At 67.1% G+C, this 23,876-nt stretch carries 22 protein-coding genes and 1 pseudogene; 11 read left to right on the top strand and 12 right to left on the bottom strand.

What is annotated here, in order from left to right; genetic code table 11:
- Positions 1–38: 38 nt before the first annotated feature.
- The 6 genes and pseudogenes from WKW77_RS23455 to WKW77_RS35005 all read left to right on the top strand — a co-directional run.
- Positions 39–938 (top strand): LysR substrate-binding domain-containing protein, encoded by a 900-nt coding sequence (locus tag WKW77_RS23455; RefSeq protein WP_340359439.1) that lies wholly within the window; start codon positions 39–41, stop codon positions 936–938.
- A gap of 729 nt (positions 939–1,667) precedes the next feature.
- Entirely contained in the window at positions 1,668–3,068 is a 1,401-nt protein-coding gene (locus WKW77_RS23450) for a TolC family protein (protein ID WP_340359291.1), read from the top strand.
- A 15-nt stretch (positions 3,069–3,083) separates the two neighbouring features.
- Entirely contained in the window at positions 3,084–4,451 is a 1,368-nt protein-coding gene (locus tag WKW77_RS23445) for a multicopper oxidase family protein (protein ID WP_340359290.1), read from the top strand.
- Positions 4,452–4,472: 21 nt separating this feature from the next.
- Entirely contained in the window at positions 4,473–4,973 is a 501-nt protein-coding gene (locus WKW77_RS23440) for a cupredoxin domain-containing protein (protein WP_340359289.1), read from the top strand.
- Entirely contained in the window at positions 4,970–5,332 is a 363-nt protein-coding gene (locus tag WKW77_RS23435; RefSeq protein ID WP_340359288.1) for a copper-binding protein, read from the top strand. Before WKW77_RS23440 ends, WKW77_RS23435 begins: the two co-directional genes overlap by 4 nt.
- Before the next feature lie 118 nt (positions 5,333–5,450).
- Positions 5,451–6,200 (top strand): annotated as a pseudogene (locus tag WKW77_RS35005) (methyltransferase, TIGR04325 family); the annotation flags it as partial.
- A 121-nt stretch (positions 6,201–6,321) separates the two neighbouring features.
- Here the strand turns inward: WKW77_RS35005 and WKW77_RS23425 are convergent.
- The 4 genes from WKW77_RS23425 to WKW77_RS23410 all read right to left on the bottom strand — a co-directional run bounded on the left by WKW77_RS23425 (position 6,322) and on the right by WKW77_RS23410 (position 10,396).
- Positions 6,322–7,263 carry a 3-hydroxyacyl-CoA dehydrogenase NAD-binding domain-containing protein gene (locus WKW77_RS23425; RefSeq protein ID WP_340359286.1) on the bottom strand — a complete coding sequence of 314 codons (942 nt, stop codon included), beginning with the start codon at positions 7,261–7,263 and terminating at the stop codon, positions 6,322–6,324.
- Positions 7,264–7,276: 13 nt separating this feature from the next.
- Positions 7,277–8,167 carry a beta-keto acid cleavage family enzyme gene (locus WKW77_RS23420; RefSeq protein ID WP_340359285.1) on the bottom strand — a complete coding sequence of 297 codons (891 nt, stop codon included), beginning with the start codon at positions 8,165–8,167 and terminating at the stop codon, positions 7,277–7,279.
- Between the two features lie 39 nt (positions 8,168–8,206).
- Positions 8,207–9,559 carry an MFS transporter gene (locus tag WKW77_RS23415; RefSeq protein WP_340359284.1) on the bottom strand — a complete coding sequence of 451 codons (1,353 nt, stop codon included), beginning with the start codon at positions 9,557–9,559 and terminating at the stop codon, positions 8,207–8,209.
- Between the two features lie 132 nt (positions 9,560–9,691).
- Positions 9,692–10,396: a Crp/Fnr family transcriptional regulator gene (locus WKW77_RS23410; RefSeq protein ID WP_340359283.1), complete on the bottom strand. Its 705-nt coding sequence runs from the start codon at positions 10,394–10,396 to the stop codon at positions 9,692–9,694.
- Positions 10,397–10,522: 126 nt separating this feature from the next.
- Between WKW77_RS23410 and WKW77_RS23405 the strand changes: the two genes are divergently transcribed.
- A complete protein-coding gene (locus WKW77_RS23405) occupies positions 10,523–10,936 on the top strand; it encodes an acyl-CoA thioesterase (protein ID WP_340359282.1) in 414 nt (137 codons plus the stop codon).
- 40 nt (positions 10,937–10,976) lie between these two features.
- Positions 10,977–11,750 carry an SDR family oxidoreductase gene (locus tag WKW77_RS23400; RefSeq protein ID WP_340359281.1) on the top strand — a complete coding sequence of 258 codons (774 nt, stop codon included), beginning with the start codon at positions 10,977–10,979 and terminating at the stop codon, positions 11,748–11,750.
- Between the two features lie 99 nt (positions 11,751–11,849).
- On the opposite strand, the gene WKW77_RS23395 is transcribed toward WKW77_RS23400, so the two are convergent.
- Positions 11,850–12,740 carry a helix-turn-helix domain-containing protein gene (locus WKW77_RS23395; protein WP_340359280.1) on the bottom strand — a complete coding sequence of 297 codons (891 nt, stop codon included), beginning with the start codon at positions 12,738–12,740 and terminating at the stop codon, positions 11,850–11,852.
- 112 nt (positions 12,741–12,852) lie between these two features.
- Between WKW77_RS23395 and WKW77_RS23390 the strand changes: the two genes are divergently transcribed.
- Genes WKW77_RS23390 through WKW77_RS23380 form a run of 3 tightly spaced genes read left to right on the top strand, consistent with a single transcriptional unit; the run spans position 12,853 to position 15,801 of the window.
- Positions 12,853–13,683 (top strand): SDR family NAD(P)-dependent oxidoreductase, encoded by an 831-nt coding sequence (locus tag WKW77_RS23390; protein WP_340359279.1) that lies wholly within the window; start codon positions 12,853–12,855, stop codon positions 13,681–13,683.
- Between the two features lie 22 nt (positions 13,684–13,705).
- Complete coding sequence (locus WKW77_RS23385; protein WP_340359278.1) at positions 13,706–15,454, top strand: FAD-dependent oxidoreductase; 1,749 nt, start codon at positions 13,706–13,708, stop codon at positions 15,452–15,454.
- Positions 15,451–15,801: an NIPSNAP family protein gene (locus WKW77_RS23380; protein WP_340359277.1), complete on the top strand. Its 351-nt coding sequence runs from the start codon at positions 15,451–15,453 to the stop codon at positions 15,799–15,801. The genes WKW77_RS23385 and WKW77_RS23380 overlap by 4 nt, the downstream gene beginning before the upstream one ends.
- On the opposite strand, the gene WKW77_RS23375 is transcribed toward WKW77_RS23380, so the two are convergent.
- The 7 genes from WKW77_RS23375 to WKW77_RS23345 are packed head-to-tail and all read right to left on the bottom strand — an operon-like array spanning position 15,785 to position 23,785.
- The gene (locus WKW77_RS23375; RefSeq protein WP_340359276.1) at positions 15,785–17,377 is read right to left on the bottom strand and encodes an acyl CoA:acetate/3-ketoacid CoA transferase; all 1,593 of its coding nucleotides are present in this window, start codon (positions 17,375–17,377) and stop codon (positions 15,785–15,787) included. The two genes, WKW77_RS23380 and WKW77_RS23375, sit on opposite strands and share 17 nt — an antisense overlap.
- Positions 17,378–17,387: 10 nt before the next feature.
- A complete protein-coding gene (locus tag WKW77_RS23370) occupies positions 17,388–18,548 on the bottom strand; it encodes an acyl-CoA dehydrogenase family protein (RefSeq protein WP_340359275.1) in 1,161 nt (386 codons plus the stop codon).
- A 38-nt stretch (positions 18,549–18,586) separates the two neighbouring features.
- Positions 18,587–19,405 carry a sugar phosphate isomerase/epimerase family protein gene (locus WKW77_RS23365; protein ID WP_340359274.1) on the bottom strand — a complete coding sequence of 273 codons (819 nt, stop codon included), beginning with the start codon at positions 19,403–19,405 and terminating at the stop codon, positions 18,587–18,589.
- A gap of 10 nt (positions 19,406–19,415) precedes the next feature.
- On the bottom strand, positions 19,416–20,042 hold the full coding sequence (locus tag WKW77_RS23360; protein WP_340359273.1) for an NIPSNAP family protein: 627 nt from the start codon (positions 20,040–20,042) through the stop codon (positions 19,416–19,418).
- On the bottom strand, positions 20,027–21,862 hold the full coding sequence (locus tag WKW77_RS23355; protein WP_340359272.1) for an FAD-dependent oxidoreductase: 1,836 nt from the start codon (positions 21,860–21,862) through the stop codon (positions 20,027–20,029). The genes WKW77_RS23360 and WKW77_RS23355 overlap by 16 nt, the downstream gene beginning before the upstream one ends.
- 16 nt (positions 21,863–21,878) lie before the next feature.
- Complete coding sequence (locus tag WKW77_RS23350; RefSeq protein WP_340359271.1) at positions 21,879–22,709, bottom strand: IclR family transcriptional regulator; 831 nt, start codon at positions 22,707–22,709, stop codon at positions 21,879–21,881.
- Positions 22,706–23,785: a Gfo/Idh/MocA family oxidoreductase gene (locus tag WKW77_RS23345; RefSeq protein ID WP_340359270.1), complete on the bottom strand. Its 1,080-nt coding sequence runs from the start codon at positions 23,783–23,785 to the stop codon at positions 22,706–22,708. Before WKW77_RS23345 ends, WKW77_RS23350 begins: the two co-directional genes overlap by 4 nt.
- Between the last annotated feature and the right edge of the window lie 91 nt (positions 23,786–23,876).

Here is a 23,876-nt window from a genome sequence, read left to right as displayed (position 1 = left end):
CGCGATACCTATTGTCACGATCGACAGCGACGGCGGACGTGGACCTCAAGCAACTTGAATATTTCGTGCGCGTGGCCGAGCTCGGCAGCTTCACGCGGGCCTCGCAGGTCCTGGACGTGGCCCAGCCGGCGCTGTCCCGCCAGGTGCGGTCGCTGGAAGTGGAACTGCGCCAGAACCTCCTGGTGCGCAACGGCCGCGGCGTCACGCTGACCGAGGCCGGGAACCTCCTGCTGGAGCACGGTCGGGGCATCCTGCACCAGGTGGCGCGCGCGCAGGAGGAACTGGCCTTCGAGCGCGGCGGCCTCGCCGGCCGGGTGGCGCTGGGCCTGCCCCCGAGCGTCGCCCGGGCCTACGCGGTGCCGCTGATGCGCGAATTCCGCCAGCGTCTGCCGCAGGCGCAGTTGTCGATCACCGAAGGACTGAGCATCGCCATGCAGGAATCGCTGGCCTCCGGCCGGCTCGATGTGGCGGTGCTCTACAACGCACAACCCACCACCGGCTTCGACATCCTTCCGCTGATGGAAGAGGAACTGGTGCTGGTGCAGCAGCGCCCGCTCGGCTTGGCGGAGGACCCGCCGCTGCCCGTGTCCATACTGCAGCTGGCCGACCTGCCATTGATCATTCCCAGCCGGCCCAACGCCATTCGCATGCAGGTCGAGACGGAGTTGGCCGCGCTCGGCCGGCTGCCGCGCGTGGCGATGGAAATCGACGGCGTTCCCGCGATCCTCGAACTGGTGGCCGAGGGACTGGGCTGCGCCGTCCTGACCCGCCACGCGGTGACGAGCTCGGTGCGGCCTTCCGCCTACATGGTGCGGCCGATCGGCGAGCCGGGATTGCGGGTGCGGGCCTGGCTGGCGACCAGCGCACAACGACCGGTCACCCGCACGCAGCAGGCGGCGATCCAACTGCTGAAGGAACTGCTGGCGGGCGACCGATGACGCTCGGACCGGCCGCCCTCCCATGGCGCGTTGACCTTCCCATGGGGGCAAGGTCTAGGATCTCCCGACCGGGCTGAACGGCTCGGCTTCTTTTCAACCTCTGCGCAGTGAAATCCCTTCGCGTCTGGCTCCTGGTCTTTCTGGCATTCGCACTCCCGATGCGGGGTGCGATGGCTGCCGCCATGCTTTGTGCGACCGGTTCGGGGCACGTTCAGGCGGCGACTGTCTCCGGCAACGTTCACGATCACGCCGACAAGGGCAGCGAGAGCGCGTTCCACTCGCACTCGCAACACGACCACGCGTCCGGTCACGCGCACGATGCGGGCGACAAATGCAGCGTCTGCGCCTCCTGCTGCTCCGCGAGCGCGCCGATTGCCGTGACGTTCGCGCTGCCGCAGGCTCCGCCGGCGACGGCGGAATTCCCCCCGACTCGGGCGCCGACCACGGAATTCCTGTCCGACGGCCAGGATCGTCCCCCTCGAAGCATCTGACCCCTCGAGGCCTCCGCGCGAGGCCTGATGGCGCTCGTGCGCACGCACGGGCATCGGCCGACGACCGTCGGCGGTTCAGATTGCTTCGGATGTGAAAAACAAAACCTTCTGGCTCCTCATAGCCACATTCCTGCCATTCGCGACAGCAGCTCGGGGCGGCCCTTCGAACCCTGGGGCGTCGGCGCCACGAAGCGCCCACCAGGCGCGGCGCCCACCCCATGCACGGAGGCCGGCGACGATGCGGCCTGCTGTCGCCGCTGCAGCAGCGTCCGTTTTGCTCGCGGGCTGCGCTTCGTTTTCCGAGGACGGCGGCTTCAACAAGGTCTCCGAACTCACGAAGGAGCGGACAGGCCAGGCCGTGACCATGCTGCGGACGAACACTGACCGAGAAGCTGCGCAGGACCGGGTCGCAGAACTCCTCGCGCAGCCGCTCACCGCCGACGCTGCTGTCGAAATCGCGCTCGTGAACAACCGAGGGCTGCAAGCGAAGTTCGGCGAGATGGGCATCAGCGAGGCCGACTTCGTCCGGGCCGGCCGACTTCCCAATCCCGTCTTCAGTTTCGGTCGTCTCTCGGGCGGCGGCGATGTCGAAATCGACCGGGCAATGCTGTTCAACGTGCTCGGATTTCTCACGATGCCTGTCGCGTCGGAGGTCGGACAGCGGCGGTTCGAGCAGGCTCAATTCCAGGCGGCCTCGGACGCGGTGGGTTTGGCCGCCGACGTGCGCCGCGCGTACTTCGATGCGGTCTCCGCGCAGGAACTGCTCAGGTACTTCAAGCAGGTCAAGGAGACGGCCGACGTGTCGAATGAACTCGCCAAGCGCATGCTGCAGGCTGGCAACTTCAACAAGCTCTCGCAGATGCGCGAGCAGGCGTTCCATGCCGACGCCACCGTACAGCTCGCTCGCGCCCAGCATCAGGCAACGGCGGACAAGGAGCGACTCACGCGCCTTCTCGGGCTATCCGGCGAGCAAGTGAACTTCCGTCTTCCCGATCGACTGCCGGACCTCCCCAGGCAGCCCACCGAACCCGTCGATGCAGAGCGCATTGCCTTGGAGAAACGCCTGGACGTGCTCATGGCCCGGCGCAACACGGAGGCCACTGCCAGGTCGCTCGGCTTGACCCGCGCGACGCGATTCGTGAACGTGCTCGAAGTCGGCTACCAGAACAAGAGCGAGACCGGTCGCCCCCGCTCGAACGGCTACGAGATCGAGCTCGAGCTGCCTCTCTTCGATTTCGGCTCGACGCGTGCAGCCCGAGCGGAAGCGACCTACATGCAGGCCGTGAATCGCACCGCCGAGGTGGCCGTGAATGCGCGCTCGGAGGTCCGCGCCTCGTACTCGGCCTACCTGACGGCCTACGAGCTGGCCAGGCACTACCGCGATGAGGTGGTACCGCTTCGCAAGCGCATCTCCGAGGAAAACCTGCTGCGCTACAACGGGATGCTGATCAGCGTGTTCGAGCTTCTGGCAGACGCCCGGGAGCAAGTCGCCGGCGTCACGGGATACGTGCAGGCATTGCGCGACTTCTGGGTCGCCGACACCAACCTGCAGACCTCGCTCACCGGTGGCTCGCCGGGCGCTTCGGCCCTTGGCCGACCGTCGGCCGGCGAAGGCGCCCCGGCTTCCGCGGCTCACTGAGAAGGACCCAGACCCATGTCCAATCGACGCAGTTTCTTCAGAGCCGCTGGTGCCGTCGCGCTGGGTGCCACGGCAGTCAGCCGCGCAGGTGCCGCATCTTTGCCGGAAGCAGCCGTTCAGTCGACCGCATCCACCGTGCCGCCTCCGCCGCCACCCAACGGGCGGCCGTTCAATCCTGTCGTCACGCTCAACGGCTGGTCGCTTCCCTGGCGCATGCGCAACGGGGTCAAGGAATTCCATCTCGTGTGCGAGCCGGTGGTCCGCGAGTTCGCGCCCGGCATGAAGGTCAACATGTGGGGCTTCAACGGCTCGAGCCCCGGTCCGACCATCGAGGCGGTCGAAGGAGACCGGGTGCGCATCTTCGTGACCAACAAGCTGCCGGAGCCGACAGCCATTCATTGGCACGGGGTGCTGGTGCCCTCCGGGATGGACGGCGTGTCGGGCCTGACGCAGCCGCCGATTCCCGTCGGCAAGACCTTCGTCTACGAGTTCACGCTGCTGCGTTCGGGGTCCCACTTCTATCACACGCACCTGGACGAGCAACTGCAGCTGGCCCTCGGCATGTACGGCTGCCTCGTGGTGCACCCGAAGGACCCGGATTTCATGAAGGTGGACCGCGACTTCATGTTCATGCTGGCTTCCTACGACGTGGAGCCCGGAGCCATGACGCCCAAGGTGAGCACGATGACCGAATTCAACATGTGGACCTGGAACAACCGCGTGTTCCCGGGCATCGACCCGCTGGTGGCTCGCACGGGCGACCGCGTCCGCATCCGGGTCGGCAACCTCACGATGACCAACCATCCCATCCACATGCACGGTCCGAGCTTCGAGGTCACCGGCACGGACGGTGGCTGGGTCCCGAAGGCCGCGCGCTGGCCGGAGGTGACGACAGACATCGGCGTGGGCCAGCTTCGTGCCTTCGAGTTCGACGCGGTCGCCGGCGACTGGGCCATCCATTGCCACAAGTCGCACCACACGATGAACGCAATGGGGCACGACGTTCCGACGATGGTCGGGGTCGACCAGAAGAACCTCGCCGAGCGCATCACGAAGCTCGTGCCGGACTACATGGTCATGGGCGACAAGGGCATGCACGACATGGCCGAGATGGAGATGCCGCTGCCGGACAACACGTTGCCGATGATGACGGGCACGGGGCCCTTCGGTCCTGTCGCCATGGGCGGCATGTTCAGCGTCGTCAAGGTTCGCGACAACGTTCGACCAGGGGACTACAAGGACCCCGGCAAGTACAGGCACCCGCCCGGGACCGTGGCCCACGAGTGGCGGGGCGAAGTCCCGAACCCCACGCGCGCCAAGGTCGACACGCCGGCCGCAAGCAATCTCCAGGTCCGCCGCCCCGACGGGCACGAGGGCCACTGACTTCCCATTGAAGGTGAAACCATGAAATCCAACATCATCAGATCCGTCCTGTCGGCAACCGCGCTGGGCGTCCTGTCCTCCAGCGCGATGGCTCACGGTGACGAAGAGCACGCCAAGCCGCGCACGTTCGATGCATCGAAAGTGGAGGCCACCGCTTTCGGCCAGGAGGGCAACCCGAAGAAAGTCTCCCGCGTCATCCATGTCGGGATGAGCGACCACATGAGGTTCAGTCCTGCAACCATCTCCGTCAAGCGGGGCGAGACGGTGAAGCTCGTGGTCCGCAACGACGGCCAGATCCTGCACGAGATGGTGCTCGGCACGAAGGAGGCTCTGAAGGAGCACGCCGAGTTGATGAAGAAGTTTCCGGAGATGGAGCACGCGGACTCGAACATGGCCCACGTGAAGCCCGGGAAAGCCGGGGAAATCATCTGGCAGTTCACGAAGGCCGGCGAGTTCGAGTTCGCGTGCCTGCAGCCCGGTCACTTCGAAGCGGGCATGGTCGGAAAGGTGCTGGTGAAATGAAGCTGGGAGCCATCATGAAAGCGAATCGAATCCTGTTGGCGCTCGCCCTCGCGAGCGCGTCCCTGGCTCACGCCCAGTCGAGCGAGCCCGCCGGCCATGACGCCCATCATGCCCAGCCCGCTGCGGGCGAACAGGGACTGCTGTCGGAAGGCGAAGTGCGCAAAGTCGATCGAGAAGCCGGAAAGCTCACCCTGCGGCATGGGCCGCTTGCAAACCTGGGCATGCCCGCCATGACGATGGTGTTTGCCGTCGCCGACCCGAAGCTTCTCGATGGACTCAGCGATGGCGACAAAGTCCGGTTCACGGCTGACAAGAAGGAGGGGAAATTTGTGGTGACATCGATCGAACGGGCGAACTGAACGCGCGCTCGCGACTCATCTGACGGCGATCTCGGCTCTGCGGCTGGGACGCCGTGCAACTGCTGAGCGAAACGGCGAGCGGCAACCGAGGTCCAACGGCTTCTCGAGGAGTTCCGACATGTCCATCTACGGTGTCATTCACTCGGCACGCCGCATCGTCGACAGCCCGCTGGTCCGGCCTTCGAGACTGAACTGGGAGAGGAAGCGGTTTCTCTCCCCAAGAACTTACGCCGCTTACTTCGGCGTCTACGAAAACTTCGCAAATGCACGCTTGGAGCTTCCGGACAATCCGGGCTTCAACCGCAAAGCGCTTGCGCAAGAGTACATCGACGTCCGGACGAAGAGGGTGTTCGAGTACGACTACCCCGTGATGTGGTGGCTCGACAAGGCCTTTCGCCTGGGTGCGAAAAGCGTTCTCGACATCGGTGGCTCCGTCGGCGTGCACTACTACGCCTATGGACCGTACCTGGAGATGCCTGCAGAGCTCTCGTGGGAAATCGTCGAGGTGCCCGAGATCGCATCCCTTGGACGCGATCTCGCGATCGAACGTGAGGCGCGGCCCCTACGATTCACGACCGATTTGAACGAGGCACTTGTCGCCAGAAGGCAGGATGTATGGATCTCGTCCGGCGCCATTCAATACTTCGAAGATGCCCATCCTGCGAAGCTGCTGGGCCTGTGCAAGCGGCGTCCGCCGCACATCCTGTTGAACAAGCTGCCACTTCACGACGGCGATGATTTCGTCACGACGCAGAACCTGGGCGAAGGGTCGTTTTCGCCGGTGCACATCTACAACCGGGCCGACTTCATCCGGTCCATCGAGGCGCTTGGCTACATGCTTCGGGATGCGTGGGATGTCCATGAACGCTCGATGCATATCCCGGGGTATCCAAAGCTCTCGTTCGAGACGTTCACCGGCCTCTACTTCGTTAACCGCACGTTGATGAGCGACCGTCGAGCGGCCGCTCTCCTCCGCTCGCAGGTCCAACCTACGGAATCTGCGCCTTCGACGCCTTCGCCGCAATCAACTGAACCAGCAGTTCGTCCCGCTCACGCAGCATTGCGGCAAAGTCGTGCCCCTCCAACTCATCCTCGACACCCTGCGCAAGCTGCTCGATGTAGTCGTCCGTCTCCGGATACTTCCCGAGATCGCGCGCCCATTCACGCTGGGACGCCCCCAGATGCTGCAGCAGATGAGTGATGCCCCCTGCCCCGCCGGATGCGTGCAGGTTGACGAAGGGGCCGAGCAATGCCCAGCGCAGGCCCGGCCCGTAGGAGATCGCGGTGTCGATGTCTTCCACCGAGGCCACTCCGCGCTGCACCAGCGAGATGGCTTCCTGCCAGAGCGCCACCTGCAGGCGGTTCGCGATGTGGCCCTTGACCTCCTTGTGAATGCGGATGGGCTTCTTGCCGGTCGACGCATAGAACGCCATCGCCCGGGTCACGTTCCCGGCCGACGTCAGTTGGCCGCCTCCGACCTCCACCAGCGGAATGAGGTGCGGCGGATTGAAGGGATGGCCCAGCACGATGCGCTCCGGATGCGTGGCGCGCGCCTGGATCTCGCTGACTGAGAGGCCGGACGACGAGGAGGCGATGATGACATCGGCCCTCGCGGCCGATTCGATGGCCTCGATCAAGGCGTGCTTGACCTGCAGTCTCTCGGGGCCGCTCTCTTGGATGAAGACGGCGTCCCGCACCGCCTGCGCGACATCCGTCGTGAAGGAAAGCCTGTCCTTCGATGCGCCGTCCGCGAGGCCGAGCGCCATGACGGTAGGCCAGGCGGCATCGACCCATTCGCGAAGCCGCGCCTCGGCGCCGGGCGCCGGGTCGGTCGCGGTGACGTCGAATCCCTGCGCCAGGAAGTGCACCGCCCAGCCCGCGCCGATGACGCCGGTGCCGACGACGGCCACCTTGGTATTCGCTCTGTCCATGGTCTCGCGTGTCTCAGCGCAGCGGACGCAGCCCGATGATCTCGCGCGCCTCGGCCGGCGTGGCCGGTTCGTAGCCCATCTCGCGAATCAGCCGGACGAGCCGCTCGACGAGCTGCACGTTGGTGGCCAGCACGCCGTGCTCGTAGTAGAGGTTGTCCTCGAGCCCGACGCGGACATGGCCGCCCAGCAGCAGCGAGTTCATCGCCGCCGGAAGTTGCGCCGCGCCGATGGCGCTGACGTTGAACACCGTCTTCGCCGGCAGGTGGTCCACCATCGTCTGCAGCAGCTTCGGGGTATAGGGCAACGCGCCCTGGAAGGCGTTGGCGCCGATGACGATGTTGATGAAGTGAGGCGCGTCGCCCAGGCCTTCGTTGAGCGAGCGCTGCACGTCCTGCACGATGTCCGCCAGCCCGAACACTTCCCACTCGGGCTTGATGCCGCGCTCCTTCATCATCGTTGCGATCTGGCGGATCCAGGTGGGCGGGGTCGCCACCAGGATCTCCTTGCCGCCGAAGCTCGCGATGACCGTTTGCGCGTCGAGCGTGCACATCTCGACGCCCTCGCCCTGCATGCCCTTCAGGCGCTCCTCCCACTGGATTTCCCACAGGCCGTTGGGCAGTTCGCGCACCATGTCCCCGTTGATGCCGCCACCGGTGGAGTTGTTCAGGATGATGTCGCACTTGTCGCGGATCAGCCGGTTGATGCGGGTGTAGATCGACGGGTCGCAGGTCGCCTCGTCGTCGGGCCGGCGCGCGTGCACGGCCACGAGGCTCGCGCCTGCGTTGTAGCAGCGGTAGGTGTCGTCGGCGATCTCCTGCGGCTGCGTCGGCAGGTTCGGGTTCATCTTCTTGGTGGCCATGCCGCCGGTCGGGGCGATAGTGACGATGACTTTGGGTTTGCTCATGGCGGGGGTCTCGGTAAAGGGATTTGGAGGAAGAAGGAATCAGGCGTCGGTGCCGACGCGCACTGCGCTCTTGGGCAAGGCGACGAGGATCGTGAGCCCGCCGACGATGACCAGCGCAGTCAGGGCACCCAGGCCGATCTGGATGCTGCCGGTGAGGCTCTTGATCCAGCCGATCACCGTCGGGCTGACGAAGCCCCCCAGGATGCCGAGCGAGCTGATCACGGCAATGCCGGCAGCGGCTGCATCGCGGCCGAGGTAGGTGGGCGGGATCGACCAGAACAGCGAGCCGCCGCCGAAGATGAAGAAGGCCGCGAAGCACAACAGGACCATCACCGGCGCGAAGGCCGTGCCGAGGAAGGAGGTCGCGAACAGTGCGGCGGCACCCACGGCAAGCGTTCCGCCGACATGCCAGCGGCGTTCCTTGAAGCGGTCCGAACTGCGGCTGATCACCAGCACACCGAGCGCGCCGAAGACATAGGGAACCGCGGTGATCCAGCCGATCGCACCGACCGAGGAGACGCCCAGGCCCTTGATCATCGTGGGCAGCCAGAAGGTGACGGTGTAGACCGCACACGCACAGCAGAAATAGACGAAGGCCAGCACATAGGTCTTGGGGTCCGACAGCGCGGCCGCCAGCTTGCCGTGGTGGCCGGGCTTCGCGTCGGCCTTATGGTCGGCGTCGAGCACCGATTGCACGTGGGCCTTTTCAGCGACGCTCAGCCATGGCGCCTCCGACGGCTTGTTCGGCAGAAGGCGGTAGAGCAGGAAGCCGATCAGGACGGTCGGCAGGCCCTGCACGATGAACAGCCACTGCCAGCCGTGCATCCCGGCCATGCCTTCCATGCCGCCCATGATCATTCCCGACAGGGGGCCGCCGAGAACGCCGGTGATCGGCATGCCGAACAGGAACAGCCCGGTCACGCGGCCGCGGCGGTGACTCGGATACCAGTAGGTGAGGTACAGGATGATGCCGGGAAAGAAGCCGGCCTCGAACATGCCCAGCAGCAACCGCACGCCGTAGAACTGCCAGGGCTCGGTGACGAAGGCCGTGGCCGAGGAGGCCAGCCCCCACAGCACCATGATGCGCAGGAAGGTCAGGCGGGCGCCGATCTTTTCGAGCAGCAGGTTGCTCGGCACCTCGAACAGCAGGTAGGTGAGGAAGAAGAGGCCGGCGCCCAATCCGTAGATCGCATCGGAGAACGCCAGGTCCTGCTTCATCTGGAGCTGGGCGTAGCCGACGTTGATGCGGTCGAGGAACGCGAAGACGTAGGCGACCAGCACGATCGGCATGACGCGCCAGCTGATCCGCCGATAGATGAGGTCCTCCGCGGATCGGCTCGCGGACGGGTGGATGTCTGCAACCCTGTGGGCCGCCGACGCTGCGTGGTTCATTGCGTGTCTCCTTCGTGATGGCGCCATGCCATGGCACGCATCATTCCGGGCAGCGCGTTTTGCCTCAGTCGATCCTCCGACAGTTCGGATAAGGGTAAACCCGAGGTCGCAGGATGCGCCCCCACGAGGGGCCTACGGCACCAGTCGTTCCAGGCCCGGGAGGTCGAGCACGACGATGCCGCCGTACTCGCTTCGCACCAGACCGGCGCTCTTGAAGCGCATCAGGGCGCTGTTGCAGCTCTGGCGCGAAACGGCGGCGAGATTGGCGAGTTCCTCCTGCGAGAGCTGCAGGTGGCGCTCGCCGCGCGGGTTGGCCAGCGGATGCACCATGCCCAGAAGTGCGCGGGCGACCTGGCCGTCGGTGTCCAGCAGGCCGTGCGCCGCGTAGTTGCCCATGAACCAGTGCAGGCGCTCGTTCACCTGCATGAGGAGGAAGTCGTTGAACGACGGCCGGTGGTGGCGCAGCCAGTCGAAGGTGTCGAATGGAATCAGCGCGACCCTGCTGTGGCGCAGCGCCACGAGGTCCGACTGGCGCGGCGTGTTGCGGATCAGCGTGCCCTCCCCGAACCAGCTGCCCACCGATTGGCCGCCAAGGGAGACCGTCCGCCCGTCATGCGCCGTGATCGCCCACTTGACCAGCCCTTCGAGGACGCCATACCAGGCATGCTGCTGCTCGCCGTGATGACCGAGCGAATCGCCCATCGCCACCGCGCGTTCCGTCGCATCGCGGCGGACCTGCGCCTGCGCAGGCTCGTCGAGCTGGACGAACCACGCGGACTGTTCGAGCAACTCGTCCAGCGTGAGCGATGTGGCGGGCACGCGTTGCTGGCGCGTCATCCTTTCCTCCGGGCGCGCAGCGCGTGGCTATCGGGATAACCCTTATCTCGAGTGTCGTCGCATCGACTGCGCGTTCGGGCGCAGCGAAGAACAATGATCCCAACCGGAGCGAGCAATTTGAAAACCATGAGCAAGACCATCGTCTATGGCGTCGACGTGCAGTTCGGCGACTGCGATCCCGCGGGCATTGTCTTCTTTCCGAACTACTCCCGATGGATGGATGCCGCGTCGCACCACTACTTCGTCGCGTGCGGTCTGCCGCCCTGGCGCGCGATGCCGGAGCTGCCGGGCTGCGTCGGCGCCCCGCTGCTGGAGATCCACACCCGCTTCCACACCGCGGTCACCTATGGCGAGCGCATCGAGATCCACACCAGCGTCGAGGAATGGCGCGGCAAGGTCTTCATCCAGACCCACCGCGTGATGCGGGGCGACACGCTGATCTGCGAAGGACGCGAGACGCGAGCGCTGTGCGTGAAGGACGACAGCGGGAAGCTCAAGGCGGTGGTCGTGCCCGAATTCATTCGCGCCACCTGCGCCTGAAGCCGGTTCGCGACTCGGCTTTCAAATCAAGGAAATTTCCATGACAACTACCAAGGGTCAACGCGTCCTCGTCACCGCGGGCGCGGGCGGCATCGGCCGTTCCATCGCCATGGCGTTCGCCTCCGCGGGCGCGCGCGTCCACGCCTGCGACATCGATGCAGAGGCATTGAACGACCTGCGAGCGCAAGTTCCCGGCATCACGACCAGCGTCTGCGACATCGCCGATCGCGGCGCGGTGCAGCGCATGGTCCAGGAGGCGGCGGATGCGCTGGGAGGACTCGACGTGCTGGTGAACAACGCCGGCATCGCGGGGCCGACAGCCAGCGTCGCGGACATGGACCCGGATGCCTGGGAAGCCGTTCTGCGCATCAACCTCACGGGCACGTTCACGGTGACGCAGGCCGCCATTCCCCATCTCAAGAAATCGGCCGCCGGATCGATCGTGGTGATGTCATCGCTCGCCGGTCGCTTCGGCTACCCGAACCGCAGCCCGTACGCAACGACCAAGTGGGGACTCATCGGCTTCACCAAGACCCTCGCGCGCGAACTCGGCGAGTTCGGCATTCGCGTCAACGCGATCCTGCCCGGCGCGGTGGACGGCCCGCGCCTGCGCCAGGTCTTCGAAGGCCGTGCATCGGTCAGTGGACGCAGCATTGCGCAGGAAGAAGCCGCCGCACTGGCCAACCAGTCCATCAAGCGCTTCGTCGATCCGGCAGACATCGCGGCGCTCGCGGTCTTCCTGGCTTCCGGCGCCGGACGCTCGATCTCGGGACAGATGATCCCGATCGACGGCGATTCGCAGGCCGCGTCCTGAACCCGCACCGCATCGTCAACCAGGCCCGGCGACTTCTTGGGGCAGTTCCTGCTCGCTCGATCGACGCCAGGCTCCGCCTGCAGCGTGCGGACCTTCCGCTCACTGCGTCGATGTACGCGCGCGGGAACGGAACTCGCGCGGCGTGAGCCCGGTGTGCTTGCGGAAGAAGCGGCCGAAGTAGGCTTCGTCGACGAAGCCCAGGTCGCTTGCGAGCCGCTTGATGCTGACGTCGGTGTAGACCAGCTCGCGCTGCGCCTCGTGCACCAGCCGCGCGTGCAGCACCGCGAGGCTGGATGTCCCGAGCACTTCGCGGCACAGCCGCGTGAGCTGCCCCGGCGTGATGCCAAGCTCGGAGGCGTAGTCCTGCAGCGGCACGTGCTGCTTGAAGCGCGCATCGACCAGCGCGCGGAACTTCTGGATCTGCCCATGCTTGCGTGAATCGCGCAGCACCGGCGTGGCCGCATCGACCTGCCGCAGCCGCGCGATCTGCACCAGCAGCGCGGTAATCAGCGACAGCGCCGCCGCGACCTGCCCGATCGAGCTTCGCCGCGATTCGCGTTCGATCGCGAGGAAGATCGGCATCAGCGCATCCATCGCGGCGTCCTGCGACACGAGCGACATCACGAGCGGCTTGCGGATGTTCTCGACCAGCTCGGGCATGACCACCTGCGCCAGCGATTCGAGCGGCCGCTGCGCCGCGGTGACCACCGGTCCGTCGGTGTCGGGCGCGAAGTGGAATCCATGCACGGTTTGTGCAGGAATCAGGATCAGGCACGGCGCGCGTTCGCTGATCCGCGCATGGTCGAGCTGCACATCGGCCGCACCCTGCCGAAGCAGCAGGATCTGCACGAAGGCGTCATGCGTGTGGGGCTGGATCTCCCAGTTGTAGCGCGCGGAACGCACAGGGATCCATTCGAAATCGAAGGTCGACTGCCAGCTCGGCTGCGCCTGATCGCCATAAAGCGAGTAGTTCGGAATGACTCTTGGCATGGGGGCGATGCGCGGGCTGGGAGGCCGGAATTGTCCTGTTGTTGGCATGAATCGTCAAACCGCCGCCCAGGGGTGCGCCGAACAATGACGGCGTGGACCCAAGGAGACATTCATGACGACAACTCATCCTTTCGGCAGCGCGTGGCTGGCGCTCGAAGACCAGGTCGCGGTCGTGACCGGTGCGGCCAGCGGCATCGGTGCCGCAGTGGCGCGATCGCTCGCCGATGCGGGCGCGAAGGTCGCCCTGCTCGACCTCGACGGCCAAGGCGCTGAAACGCTCGCTTCCCAGCTGCGCTCGCAGGGGCGAAGCGCCATCGCCATCGAGTGCGACATCGCCAGCGAAGGCAGCATCGGCAAGGCCGCGAAGCGCGTGGCCGATGAACTCGGTGCCTGCAGCGTGCTGGTCAACAACGCGGGCATGCTGCGCGCGGGCGGCCTCGCGGACGTGAGCCTCGATGCATGGAACCAGGTGCTGGCGGTCAACCTCACCGGCTACCTGCTGTGCGCACGCGCCTTCTCGAAGCCGATGCGCGAGGCGCGGCGCGGCAGCATCGTGAACGTCGCGTCGATCTCGGCGCTGCATCCGCAGACCGGCAGCGGCGCCTACAGCGCGAGCAAGGCCGGCGTGCTGCTGATGTCGCGGCAGATGGCCGTGGAGTGGGGCCCGCTGGGCGTTCGCAGCAATGCGATCTGCCCCGGAATGATCCGCACCGCGCTCTCCGCCACCTTCTACGAGGAGCCCGGCTTCGAGGCGCGGCGCGCCCAGGTGACCGCGAGCCGCCGCATCGGCGAGCCGCAGGACATCGCCGACGCCGCGCTCTTCCTCGCGAGCCCGCGCTCGGCCTACGTGAACGGCGCCGAGCTCGTGGTGGACGGCGGCATGTCCAGCATGTTGATGGACATGGTGCCCCGCCCCGGCTTCAACCGCACGCCGGCCGACTGAGCACATTCAAGGAGATACAGCCATGACCCACGAAACCGAATGCGACCTGCTGGTGGTCGGTTCCGGCGCTGCCGGCCTGGCCTGCGCGATCACCGCGAAGAAGCGCGGCCTCGATGTGAGGGTGATCGAGAAGGAACCGGTCTTCGGCGGCACCACGGCCCTCTCGGGCGGCGTGCTGTGGATTCCATTGGCGCCGCATGGCCGCAAGCAGAATCCCGCGGACACGCGCGAAGCGGTGCGCGAGTACCTCATGCAGGAGACGGGCCGCTACTTCGATGCCGCGACGGTCGACACCTTCCTCGACAACGGCCCGAAGATGGTGGAGTTCTTCGAGCGCGAGACCACGATGCAGTTCGTGCCGACGCTCTACCCCGACTATCACTGCGATGAACCCGGCGGCGCGCAGATCGGCCGCTCGATCCTCGCGGCACCGTACGACATCCGCGGCCTCGGGCGGGACATGCAGCGGCTGAAGCCGCCGCTGAAGACCATCACTTTCATCGGGATGATGTTCAACTCGTCGAACGCGGACCTCAAGCATTTCTTCCGCGCCACGAAATCGCTCACGTCCTTCCTCTATGTCGCACGACGGCTGGCGACGCACATGAAGGAACTGCTTCTCTATCGCCGCGGCATCAACGTCACCAGCGGCAATGCGCTGGCGGCACGGCTGGCCAAGTCGGCGCTCGACCTCGGCATTCCGATCGAGACCTCGACGCCCGCGCGCAAGGTGCTGATCGAGGACGGCCGCGCGGTCGGGCTGCAGGTCGAAGGACCCGACGGCACGCGCACCATTCGCGCGCGGCGCGGCGTGGTGCTCGCCTGCGGCGGCTTTCCGCACGATGTGCAGCGCATCGCCAAGGCCTATCCGCATGTGGCGCGAGGCGGCGAGCATCTTTCGCCCACACCGGTCGGCAACACCGGCGACGGCGTCGCGATGGCGGAGGCCGCCGGCGGCACGGCCGACATCCGCTTCGCCGACAGCGCGGCCTGGATGCCGGTGTCGCGCGTGCCCTATGCGAACGGCGAGTTCGGCGTGTTCCCTCACCTGCTCGACCGCTACAAGCCCGGCGTGATCGGCGTGCTGCGCAATGGCAAGCGCTTCACCAACGAGTCGAACTCCTACCACGACGTGGGCGCCGCGATGATCCGCGCCTGCGCCGACCAGAAGGAAACCGCGATGTGGCTGGTGGTCGACAAGACCGCGCTCGCGAAGTACGGGCTCGGCTACGTGAAGCCCGCGCCGATGCCGCTCGGGCCGCATCTGCGCAGCGGCTACCTGATCAAGGGCCGCACGCTGGCCGAACTCGCGGAGCACGCCGGCATCGATCCGGCGGGGCTCGAAGCCACCGTGCGCGCGTACAACGCGGGCGGCGCCGCGCAAGGCAGGGACCCCGCTTTCGATCGCGGCCGCACCGCGTTCAACCGTTACCTCGCGGACCCCGAACACCAGCCCAACCCCTGCGTGGCGCCGATCGAGACCGGGCCGTTCTATGCGGTGAAGGTGGTGATGGGCGACCTCGGAACCTTCGACGGCATCCGCACGAGCCCCGTCGGCGAAGTGCTCAAGCGCGACGGCTCGCCGATCGCCGGCCTCTACGCCGTCGGCAACGACCGCGCGAGCATGATGGGCGGCAACTATCCGGGGGCGGGCATCACGCACGGGCCGAACATGACCTTCGCGTATGTCACGGCCCATCACGTCGCGGACCTTGCCGCGAAGCCCAAGGCCGCGGCACCGTCCGCCCGTCGACTGGAGGCCACCGTATGAACCCCATTGAACGACCGCTCGTGGACCATCGCATCTACACCATCGCGCTGCGCAAGATGCCGGAGTTCCTCGATGTCTTCGACCGGCTGGCCATGCCGATCCTGCTGCAGACACTCGGCCATCCGCTCGGCTTCTACACGAGCGTCGTCGGCCCCCAGAACCAGTTCGTGCACCTGTGGGCCTACGAGAGCCTCGCCGACTACGAGGCGCGCAGCCGGGCCCGCGACACGCACCCGGACTTCCCGGCGTACCTGCAGGCCTCGGCGCACCTGATCACCGCACAGGAGACGCGGCTCATTCGCGCCGCGGATCTCCCGAGCGTCAGAAGCCTCACCCCGCAGCGTTGAAGAAGCGCGCCGGCATCACGGCGAGGTCCTTCGCGATGCGGGGCGCGAAGCCCATCTCCGCCAGCACGTCGCGATCCAGGTCGACGCCGGGCGCGATCTCGAAGAGCTCCACGCCGCCCTGCATCAGCCGGAAGCTCGCGCGCTCGGTGAGATAGAGCACTTCCTGGCCGCGAACGATCGACTGCGGGCCACTGAAAGTGACCTGATCCACCCGCTGCACCAGCTTCTTCACCGCGCCCTGCTGCGTCACGCGCAGGGTGCCGTCTCCGGTGACGAGCTTCACGCCCTTCGCCGCGAAGGTGCCGCAGAAGACCACCTTGCGTGCGTTCTGCGCGATGTCGATGAAGCCGCCCGGCCCGACCGTGAAGCCGCCGAGGCGCGACACGTTGACGCTGCCCTCTTCGTCGAATTCGCCGAAGCCGAGGAAGGCGATGTCGAGCCCCCCGCCCGCGTAGAAATCGAACTGCGTCGCCGCGTCCAGCATCGCGCTGGCATTGCGCGCATAGCCGAACAGTTCGCCATCCATCAGGAGGCCGCCGTAGGTCCCGTGCTCGATGGTCTGGTAGATGCGGCCGCTGTCGCCGCGCAGCGCCACGAGCCGGGCCACCGCGTCGGGCACGCCGACGCCGTAGTTGACGACCGGACGCGCCTTGCCGGTGTTGAACAGTTCCTCCGCCGCGCGGCGCGCCACGGCCTGGCGCTCGCCGAAGGCCTCGGCCGAAGCAGCCTTCTCCATTGCATGGTCGGTGGCTTCGCTGTCGCGGCGCGCGCCACCGGTGAGTTCGCCCGAGAACGCCGGATCGAACGGGATGGCGTAGCTCGTGGCCTGCGCGGGATCGACCACGATTGCGTCGACCCAGGCCGACGGAATGCGCACCTCGCGCGCCTTGAGCGATCCGTTGGACACCCGCTCCTTCACCTGCACGATCACCTTGCCGCCGCTGTTGCGTGCGGCGAGCGCGAGCGATTGCGCATCGAGGTTCGCGGCCTCGTGCTCGAAGCTGATGTTGCCGTCCTCGTCGGCCGCACTTGCGCGCACCAAGGCCACGTGGATCGGGAACGGCTTGTAGCGCAGGTACTCGCGGCCGTCCATCTGCACGACTTCGGCGAGGTCCTCGCGCGCCGAAGCGTTCATGCGCCCGCCGCCCTGGCGCGGGTCGCACACGGTGCCTAGGCCGACGTGCGTGAAAAGCCCCGGCCTGCCGGCGCCGATCTCGCGCATGAGTTGGCTGGAGACGCCGCCGGGCAGGATGTAGGCCTCGATCTTTTCTTCTTCCGCGAGCCGCTGCATCGCCGGCGACCAGACCCAGTGCCCGCCGATCACGCGCTTCACCAGCCCCTCGTGCGCGAAGCAGTTCATCCCCTTGGTCTTCTTGTCGCCGATGCCGAGCGCGTGCATCACCGTCAATCCGCGCGGCGCCTCTGTTTCGAGAAAGCGGGCCTGCACGGCTTCGAAGAGATGCGTGGCTTCCATGAGGCCGCCACCGCCGCCCATCAGGCCCACCGTGTCGCCATCGCGGATCAGCGCGGCGGCCTCGCGCGCGGTCATGAACTTGCCGCTGTTCGAATGCGTCATCGCGGCGCTCCTAGCGGTGGAGTTCGAAGAGAGAGGCGCCCTTCTTCATCGCGCTCTTGGCAATCACGCCGCGATGGATCTCGCTGGTGCCGTCGAAGATGCGATAGATGCGCGCGTCGCGGTAGTAGCGCTCGATCGGCAGTTCCTTGCAGAAGCCCATGCCGCCGAAGACCTGCACCGCGCGATCGACCACGCGCCCCAGCGTCTCGGCCGCATGCACCTTGACCATGGCGATCTGTTCGCGCGCATCGAAGCCCTGGTCGAGCATCCACGCGGCGTGATAGACCATCCAGCGCGCGGCGTTGATCTCGATCACGCTGTCGGCCAGCATCTGCTGGACCATCTGGAAGTCACCGATGCGCTGGCCGAACTGCTGGCGGTCGTTCGCGTAGGCCGTCATCAATTCGAGCACATGGCTCGCCTTGCCGACGGCGCGCGCGCCCACCTGTGCGAGGCGCACCACGTTGAGCGCCCCCATCGCGAGCTTGAAGCCCTGCCCGCGCTCGCCGAGCAGTGCGGCGTCTTCGAGCTGCACGTTGTCGAAGAAGAGCTCCAGATGCGGCGTGCCTCGGATGCCCATCATCTTCTGGTCCTTGCCGACGCTGAAGCCCGCGAGGCCCTTGTCGACCATGAACATCGAGATCTCTTTCTCGCCGGTCCTGGCCGAGACGAGGAAGAAGTCGCTCCATTCGCCGTCGCTGATGAAGTGCTTGCCGCCGTTGAGCACCCAGCCGGTGTCGGTCTTCTTCGCATGCGTGCGGATGCTGGCCGCGTCCGAACCGGCGCCGGGCTCGGTGATCGCGATCGCGCAGGTGCGCCGGCCGGCGACGGACGGTTCGAGCCAGCGCGCGACCTGCTCGCCACGGCAGTGCAGCAGCGGTTCGTAGACGTTGCCGAAGGCGCGGCGGATCAGGTAGTCGCTGGTGTGGCCGAACTGCTCTTCGCACAGGATGCGGTCGAGGTTCGACAGGCCGCCGCCACCGAGTTCGGCCGGCATGTTGAGCGCGTAGAGGCCGAGCGCCTTCGATTTTTCGTGAATGGTGGTGGCAGTGTCGCGATCGATCTGGCCGTCGTTTTCGAGCCGGTCTTCCAGCGGACGAAGCTCCTCGGCGATGAAGCGCCGGACGGTGTCGATCATCATCTTCTGCTCGTCGTTGAGCGCGAAATCCATTTGTGTCTCTCGATCTGTCTGTAGGGGTTGGGGGAGGCTCAGGCCACGAACCTGCGGCTTGCCGCAAGGCACTGGCGCGCCCATTCGGCCGGGTCCATGGCGCGCATGCGGTCGAGGTGCACCACCTCGACGCTCACGGGGAGGTCGGACGGCAGCGCCGCGAACAGGCCGGCGAGGTCGATGTCGCCTTCGCCGGGCTGCAGGCGGGCGCAGCGCGCCGTATGGATCATTTCTTCCACCGTGAAGTCGCGGCCCTGCCGTGCGCGACCCGGCGCGTCGCAGATCTGCGCGTAGTGCAGCAGTTGCCGCGGCAGCGCGCGGATATCTTCGAGCGTGGTGGCCGAGCGGTCGAAGTGCAGCGCATCGACGAGGATGCCGGCGTTCGAGGGCATGCCCGCGCCCTCGATGACCGAAAGCGCCGCGCGGGCGTGCGGCACAGCCGTCCAGGGCATGAATTCGAGGTCGGCCGTCATGCCGTAGGGCTTCATCAGCTCGCACAGGCGCGCGTAGCCGTCGGCCAGCCGCGTGGCGTTGGTGTCGTCGCCCGCCACGAGCACCGCGCGCGCGCCCAGCGCCGCGCCCGCATCGAGAAGCGGCCGATAGTCCAGTGGCTCGAAGCCCTCGTTGATGCGGATGATCTCCAGATCGAAGACGCCGACACCGGTATCGCGCAGCAGCGCCACGGTTTCGCGCAGCGCCTCTGGGTGGTCGATCAGGTGCTGCTGCGGCGCGCCGGGTGCATTGGGCAGCAGGCGCAGGCCGACATGCGCGTAGCCGAGCCGGGCCGCGATGCGCACCGCCTCTTGCGGCGTGGCGTCGCAGGCGGTGAGATAGGCCATCGAAAGAACACGGGACATCATGGGTTCCTCACTTCAGAGGAGAGACCGACGTGGGCAGCGCGATGGTCGAAACCATGTCGGTGGTCAGCCATGCCGGCCCGCCCTTGGGCGGCCAGATGCCCTGGGCGACCGCATCGGCGCGTGCCTTGCTGCGCGCATCCAGCGAGGGATAGGCCCAGATGTTGGTGAAGCGTGGCGCACCATCGAGCGCCACCATCGCGATGACGCAGGGTGAGAGCCTTTCGCGCGCGGGCAGGTACTCGGCCCACAACTCGCTGGTCTTGCTCACGCCGCCCGGCTTGATGCCGTAAGTGCGGATCTCGTAGACCGGCCCGGCAATGCCGGATTCGGCGCTCGGCCGCACAGGCTTCATCCAGTCGAAGGCGCGGTAGCTCGCGAGTTCGAGCCGCTGATAGAGCTCGCCGCAGCCGAAGGGACTCGGGCTGGCGAGCGTGCGCTGCCGCGCGGCATCGAGCGCCGAGCGGTCTTCGAAACCCCGCAGCACGATCATCTGGTTCAGCACGCCGATGTCGCTGGTCCAGCAGGCCAGCAGTTCGCCGCCGGCGCCGGGCGCGTTCGCGAAGGCTTGCACCTGTTGCGCGGCCTGCGCGGCGGTGCCGAAGGGAAGGGTCAGGGTGGCTATCTCGTAGTACATGCGACGGGTTCCTCGAAAAGTGGTTCGGGCGTGGAGAGGGTGGGAGATGACGCCGGCGCAGACTCCCGGCGGTCGGCGGAAGGCGACGCCGCGCCCGCGGCGTCGTGCGCGGCGATCCAGGCAAAGGTCAAGGCAGGGCCGAGCGTGATGCCGCCGCTCGGGTAGTGGCCGCCCATCACGCTGGCCATGTCGTTGCCGGCCGCATAGAGGCCGGCGATCGGCGCACCGTGCCGATCGAGCACATGTGCACTCGCATCGACGCGCAATCCGGCGAAGGTGCCGAGGCTGCCCGCCACGACTTTCACGGCATGGAAGGGTCCGCGCTCGATCGGCGCCATGCAGGGGTTCGCCAGGCCGGGGCGCGCTTCGCCCTGCACCCTGTTGTAGGGCGTCCCGCCCTTGGAGAAATCCTCGTCGCAGCCCTGCCGGGCCTGCGCGTTGTAGCGTTCGATGGTGCCGACCAAGCCCGCCGCATCGATGCCGCAGGCCGCCGCGAGTTCGGCCAGCGTGCGGCCGCGCTTGAGATAGCCGCTCGCCAGCATTCGGCGATGAGGGATCGGCGCAGGCTTGACGGCGCCGAGGCCGAAGCGGCGGATGAACCGGCTATCGCAAACCAGCCATGCTTCGACGGGTTCGCCGGACGGCGTCGCGGCGAGCAGTCCGCGCATGAAGTCGTGATAGGAATCGGCCTCGTTGACGAAGCGGCGTCCATCGCGACGCACCGCGATCAAACCCGGCTTGGCACGCTCGATCAGGTGCGGGAAGTGCCCGAGCGAGCCATCGGCACGCGGCACGAGCGACACCGGCGCGAGTGCAGCGGCCTGCGCGAGATCGCCGGCGACGTGGCCCCCCACCGACTCCCCGAGGCGCAGGCCGTCTCCCGTATTGCCGCGCGGTGCCGCCGACCAGTGCTCGCGCCCCGTGGGTGCGTGCGGCAGCATCGCCTTCAGGCGTTCGGTGTCGTGCGGAAAGCCGCCGCATGCTAGAACGACGCCGCGCGAAGCCTCGATGCGCACGCGCCCCGCGGGCGACTCGACCACCGCGCCCACCACACGCTCGCCATGGCGCAGCAGCCGGCGCGCCGCATGATCGACGAGAACCTGCACCCCGGCTTCGAAAGCCGATGCCGCGAGCGCACCGGTGAGCGCATTGCCATTGACCAGCCGCAGCCCGCGTCCATGCAGCAGGCGATCGCGCGCATAGGCCGCGAGGCGTTTCGCGACGTACCACGCGGAACGCGGCGACGTGCGCGCATCGAGGAAATGCCGCAGCTCGCGCCCCGAGGCGATGCCCATGCCCCAGAGCGTGGTCTCGGGCAGCGGCGGCTTGATCTGGTGGATGTGCTTGCCGAGCCGCCGCGCATCGAAGGGCGCGGCGCACACCGAGCGCCCGCCGGTCGAGGCATCGGGCGTGTGTCCATGGAAGTCGGGAATCGCATTGCCATCGATGAACCGCAGGGCCGTGCGGCGCTGGAAGAAATCGACCATGCGCGGGCCGTTCTCGAGGAAGGCACGTGCGCGCGCTTCATCGAACTGCGCGCCGAGTTCGTGGCGCAGATAGGCCAGCGGCCGCGCCATGTCTTCCTCGATGCCGGCCGCGCGCGCCAGCGGATTGCGCGGGATCCACATCCAGCCGCCGGACCACGCGGTGGTTCCGCCGAGCTGGGACTCTTTCTCCACGACGATGACCGAGAGGCCCAGGTGCGCGGCAGTGACCGCCGCGGCCAGGCCTCCGGCGCCGGAGCCGACGACAAGCAGATCGCACGCGAGGGTGGCCGAGGAACGGGGCGTGGCATCGTGGGGATCTGCGTCGTCGGGCATGGTCGGAGGTGCCGCTCTACGCGGCGTAGATCGGCAATCGGCCGGACTTGCGTCCGCCGCTGCCGGAGTGGGCGCCCTGGAAGAAGGGCGAGGCGCCGCTCGCAGCGGCCATCTGGTCGCAGATCGAGAGCAGCTCGGGTGCGAGCGCGTGCATGCGCTCCTCGGTGAATCGCACCGTGGGCCCGGCGATCGTGATGACGCCGATCGGCGGCCGGTTGCCGAGGCGCACCGGCGCCGCCATCGCGTTGAGCCCGGCGGTGAAGGTCTCGACGGTCACGCTGTAGCCGCGCTCGCGCGCGGCATGCACCATGACCATCATGTCCTGCATGGTGCGCGGCGCGTTGGGGCCGTATTCGTCGGGCTGGCCGATGCCTTGGCGCGAGGCGAGCGTCATCGCCTCGTCGTCGCTCAACCCGGCCATCCATGCGAGGCCAGACGACGAGCACGACAGGCGCGCATCGCTGCCCATGTCGGGGTCGTAGCGCAAGCCCTGCCGCGCGCCCTGTGCGCGCGCGACCCATGTCAGGCGCTCGCCATCGACGACCGACAGGCGCACGAGTTCGCCCGAGATCTCGGCCAGCCGGTCGAGCAGCGGCTGCGAGAAATCCACGATGCCACTCTGGCTCAGGAACGACAGGCCGACCGACACCAGCTTGGTGGTCAGCATGTAGTCACCGTGATCGCGCAACTGGCGCACGTAGCCGACGCGGATCAGGTCGTTCAGCAGGCGGTGTGCCGCGCTGCGCGGCATGTTGAGCCGGTCGGCGACGGCCGCGAGTTCGAGGCCTTCTCCGTGCTGCGACAGCAGCTCGAGAATGCCCAGGGTTCTTTCCATGACGCCGCTCATGATTGGTTCCTTCCTTCGTTGACGGGAAGGACCAGCGTATCCGAAGCGCGAGGCGCCCTGGCCGCGGCATCGAGCACCGCGCGGGTCGCGGCCAATGTGCGCATGCCGTCGAGCGCACTGCACAGTGAATCGGTTTCGCGGCCATCGACGAGGTCGGCGAAATGCGCGAGCTGCCGCTCGTACGGATCGCCCGGGTGCACCACGCTCTGTTCGCGGGTGAGCTCCTCATGCCAGCCGCGAGCGCCCTTGTAGTGCCACAGCGCGAGGTCGGGCAGCGAAAGCGAGCCGTGCGTGCCGGCGATGAAGTGCGACTGCACCGCCTGCCGCGGATACGCGGCCGATTCGCCGGCGCAGAAGTCCCAGCACCAGGGGGCCGTGGCTGCGTCCGAGACGATCACGGTGCCGATCGCGCCGCTGTCGAATCGCAGCACGGCCGCGGCGCTGTCCTCGACTTCGAAGCCGCGCACCGCATGGCTGTCCGCCGCCTGCACCGATCCGATCTCGCCGACCAGGAAGCGCAACAGGTCGATGTCGTGAATGAGGTTGATCAGCACCGGCCCGCCGCCGGGCTGACGGCGCCATGCCGTCTCGAAGTAGCTGTCGGGTTTCAGGAAGGTCGCAAGCGCATTGACCGCGACGATGCGGCCCAGCCGTCCGCCGGCAACGATCTCTCGCGCGCGCCGGATGACCGGGTTGTGTCGGCGGTGATGGCCGACCAGCACCGGCACGCGGTGCCGCGCTTCAGCCTCGACGAGCCGATTCGCATCGGCCAAGGTGTCGGCCACCGGCTTCTCGACCAGCACGGCGACACCCTCGGCGAGGCAGTCGAGCGCGAGCGACACATGGGTCGCATTCGGCGTCGCCACGATCGCACCGGCTGGTCGCACGGCCTCGAGCAGCGCGCGGTGGTCCGCGAACCAGGGCACACCGGCGGTCTGCGCCGCTGCGCGGCCCGCTTCCGTCGGGTCGGCAATTCCGGCGAGCGCGACGCGATCGCTGCGCTGCAGCCGATCGAGATGCGTGCGGCCGATGGCGCCGGCGCCGAACAAGGCGATGGGGGTCTTGCGATGGTTCATGGTTGTCTTCGGCCGAATTCTAGGTTTTTTCTGAATCTAATTCAATACTTGAATTGCATTCCATTTTTGACTACGATCTCGCCATCGCGCC

The organism is Variovorax ureilyticus (assembly GCF_037889935.1).
Classification (GTDB): Bacteria; Pseudomonadota; Gammaproteobacteria; order Burkholderiales; family Burkholderiaceae_C; genus Variovorax; species Variovorax ureilyticus.
The sequence above is the reverse complement of the archived record's forward strand: the minus strand, read 5'-3'. Positions and strand labels throughout refer to the sequence as shown.

Coding starts and splice junctions, on each gene's coding strand:
- WKW77_RS23450 (WP_340359291.1), top strand. CDS start 1,668: ATGCGGCCTGCTGTCGCCGCTGCAGCAGCGTCCGTTTTGCTCGCGGGC.
- WKW77_RS23445 (WP_340359290.1), top strand. CDS start 3,084: ATGTCCAATCGACGCAGTTTCTTCAGAGCCGCTGGTGCCGTCGCGCTG.
- WKW77_RS23440 (WP_340359289.1), top strand. CDS start 4,473: ATGAAATCCAACATCATCAGATCCGTCCTGTCGGCAACCGCGCTGGGC.
- WKW77_RS23435 (WP_340359288.1), top strand. CDS start 4,970: ATGAAGCTGGGAGCCATCATGAAAGCGAATCGAATCCTGTTGGCGCTC.
- WKW77_RS23425 (WP_340359286.1), bottom strand. CDS start 7,263: ATGGACAGAGCGAATACCAAGGTGGCCGTCGTCGGCACCGGCGTCATC.
- WKW77_RS23420 (WP_340359285.1), bottom strand. CDS start 8,167: ATGAGCAAACCCAAAGTCATCGTCACTATCGCCCCGACCGGCGGCATG.
- WKW77_RS23415 (WP_340359284.1), bottom strand. CDS start 9,559: ATGAACCACGCAGCGTCGGCGGCCCACAGGGTTGCAGACATCCACCCG.
- WKW77_RS23410 (WP_340359283.1), bottom strand. CDS start 10,396: ATGACGCGCCAGCAACGCGTGCCCGCCACATCGCTCACGCTGGACGAG.
- WKW77_RS23405 (WP_340359282.1), top strand. CDS start 10,523: ATGAGCAAGACCATCGTCTATGGCGTCGACGTGCAGTTCGGCGACTGC.
- WKW77_RS23400 (WP_340359281.1), top strand. CDS start 10,977: ATGACAACTACCAAGGGTCAACGCGTCCTCGTCACCGCGGGCGCGGGC.
- WKW77_RS23395 (WP_340359280.1), bottom strand. CDS start 12,740: ATGCCAAGAGTCATTCCGAACTACTCGCTTTATGGCGATCAGGCGCAG.
- WKW77_RS23390 (WP_340359279.1), top strand. CDS start 12,853: ATGACGACAACTCATCCTTTCGGCAGCGCGTGGCTGGCGCTCGAAGAC.
- WKW77_RS23385 (WP_340359278.1), top strand. CDS start 13,706: ATGACCCACGAAACCGAATGCGACCTGCTGGTGGTCGGTTCCGGCGCT.
- WKW77_RS23380 (WP_340359277.1), top strand. CDS start 15,451: ATGAACCCCATTGAACGACCGCTCGTGGACCATCGCATCTACACCATC.
- WKW77_RS23375 (WP_340359276.1), bottom strand. CDS start 17,377: ATGACGCATTCGAACAGCGGCAAGTTCATGACCGCGCGCGAGGCCGCC.
- WKW77_RS23370 (WP_340359275.1), bottom strand. CDS start 18,548: ATGGATTTCGCGCTCAACGACGAGCAGAAGATGATGATCGACACCGTC.
- WKW77_RS23365 (WP_340359274.1), bottom strand. CDS start 19,405: ATGTCCCGTGTTCTTTCGATGGCCTATCTCACCGCCTGCGACGCCACG.
- WKW77_RS23360 (WP_340359273.1), bottom strand. CDS start 20,042: ATGTACTACGAGATAGCCACCCTGACCCTTCCCTTCGGCACCGCCGCG.
- WKW77_RS23355 (WP_340359272.1), bottom strand. CDS start 21,862: ATGCCCGACGACGCAGATCCCCACGATGCCACGCCCCGTTCCTCGGCC.
- WKW77_RS23350 (WP_340359271.1), bottom strand. CDS start 22,709: ATGAGCGGCGTCATGGAAAGAACCCTGGGCATTCTCGAGCTGCTGTCG.
- WKW77_RS23345 (WP_340359270.1), bottom strand. CDS start 23,785: ATGAACCATCGCAAGACCCCCATCGCCTTGTTCGGCGCCGGCGCCATC.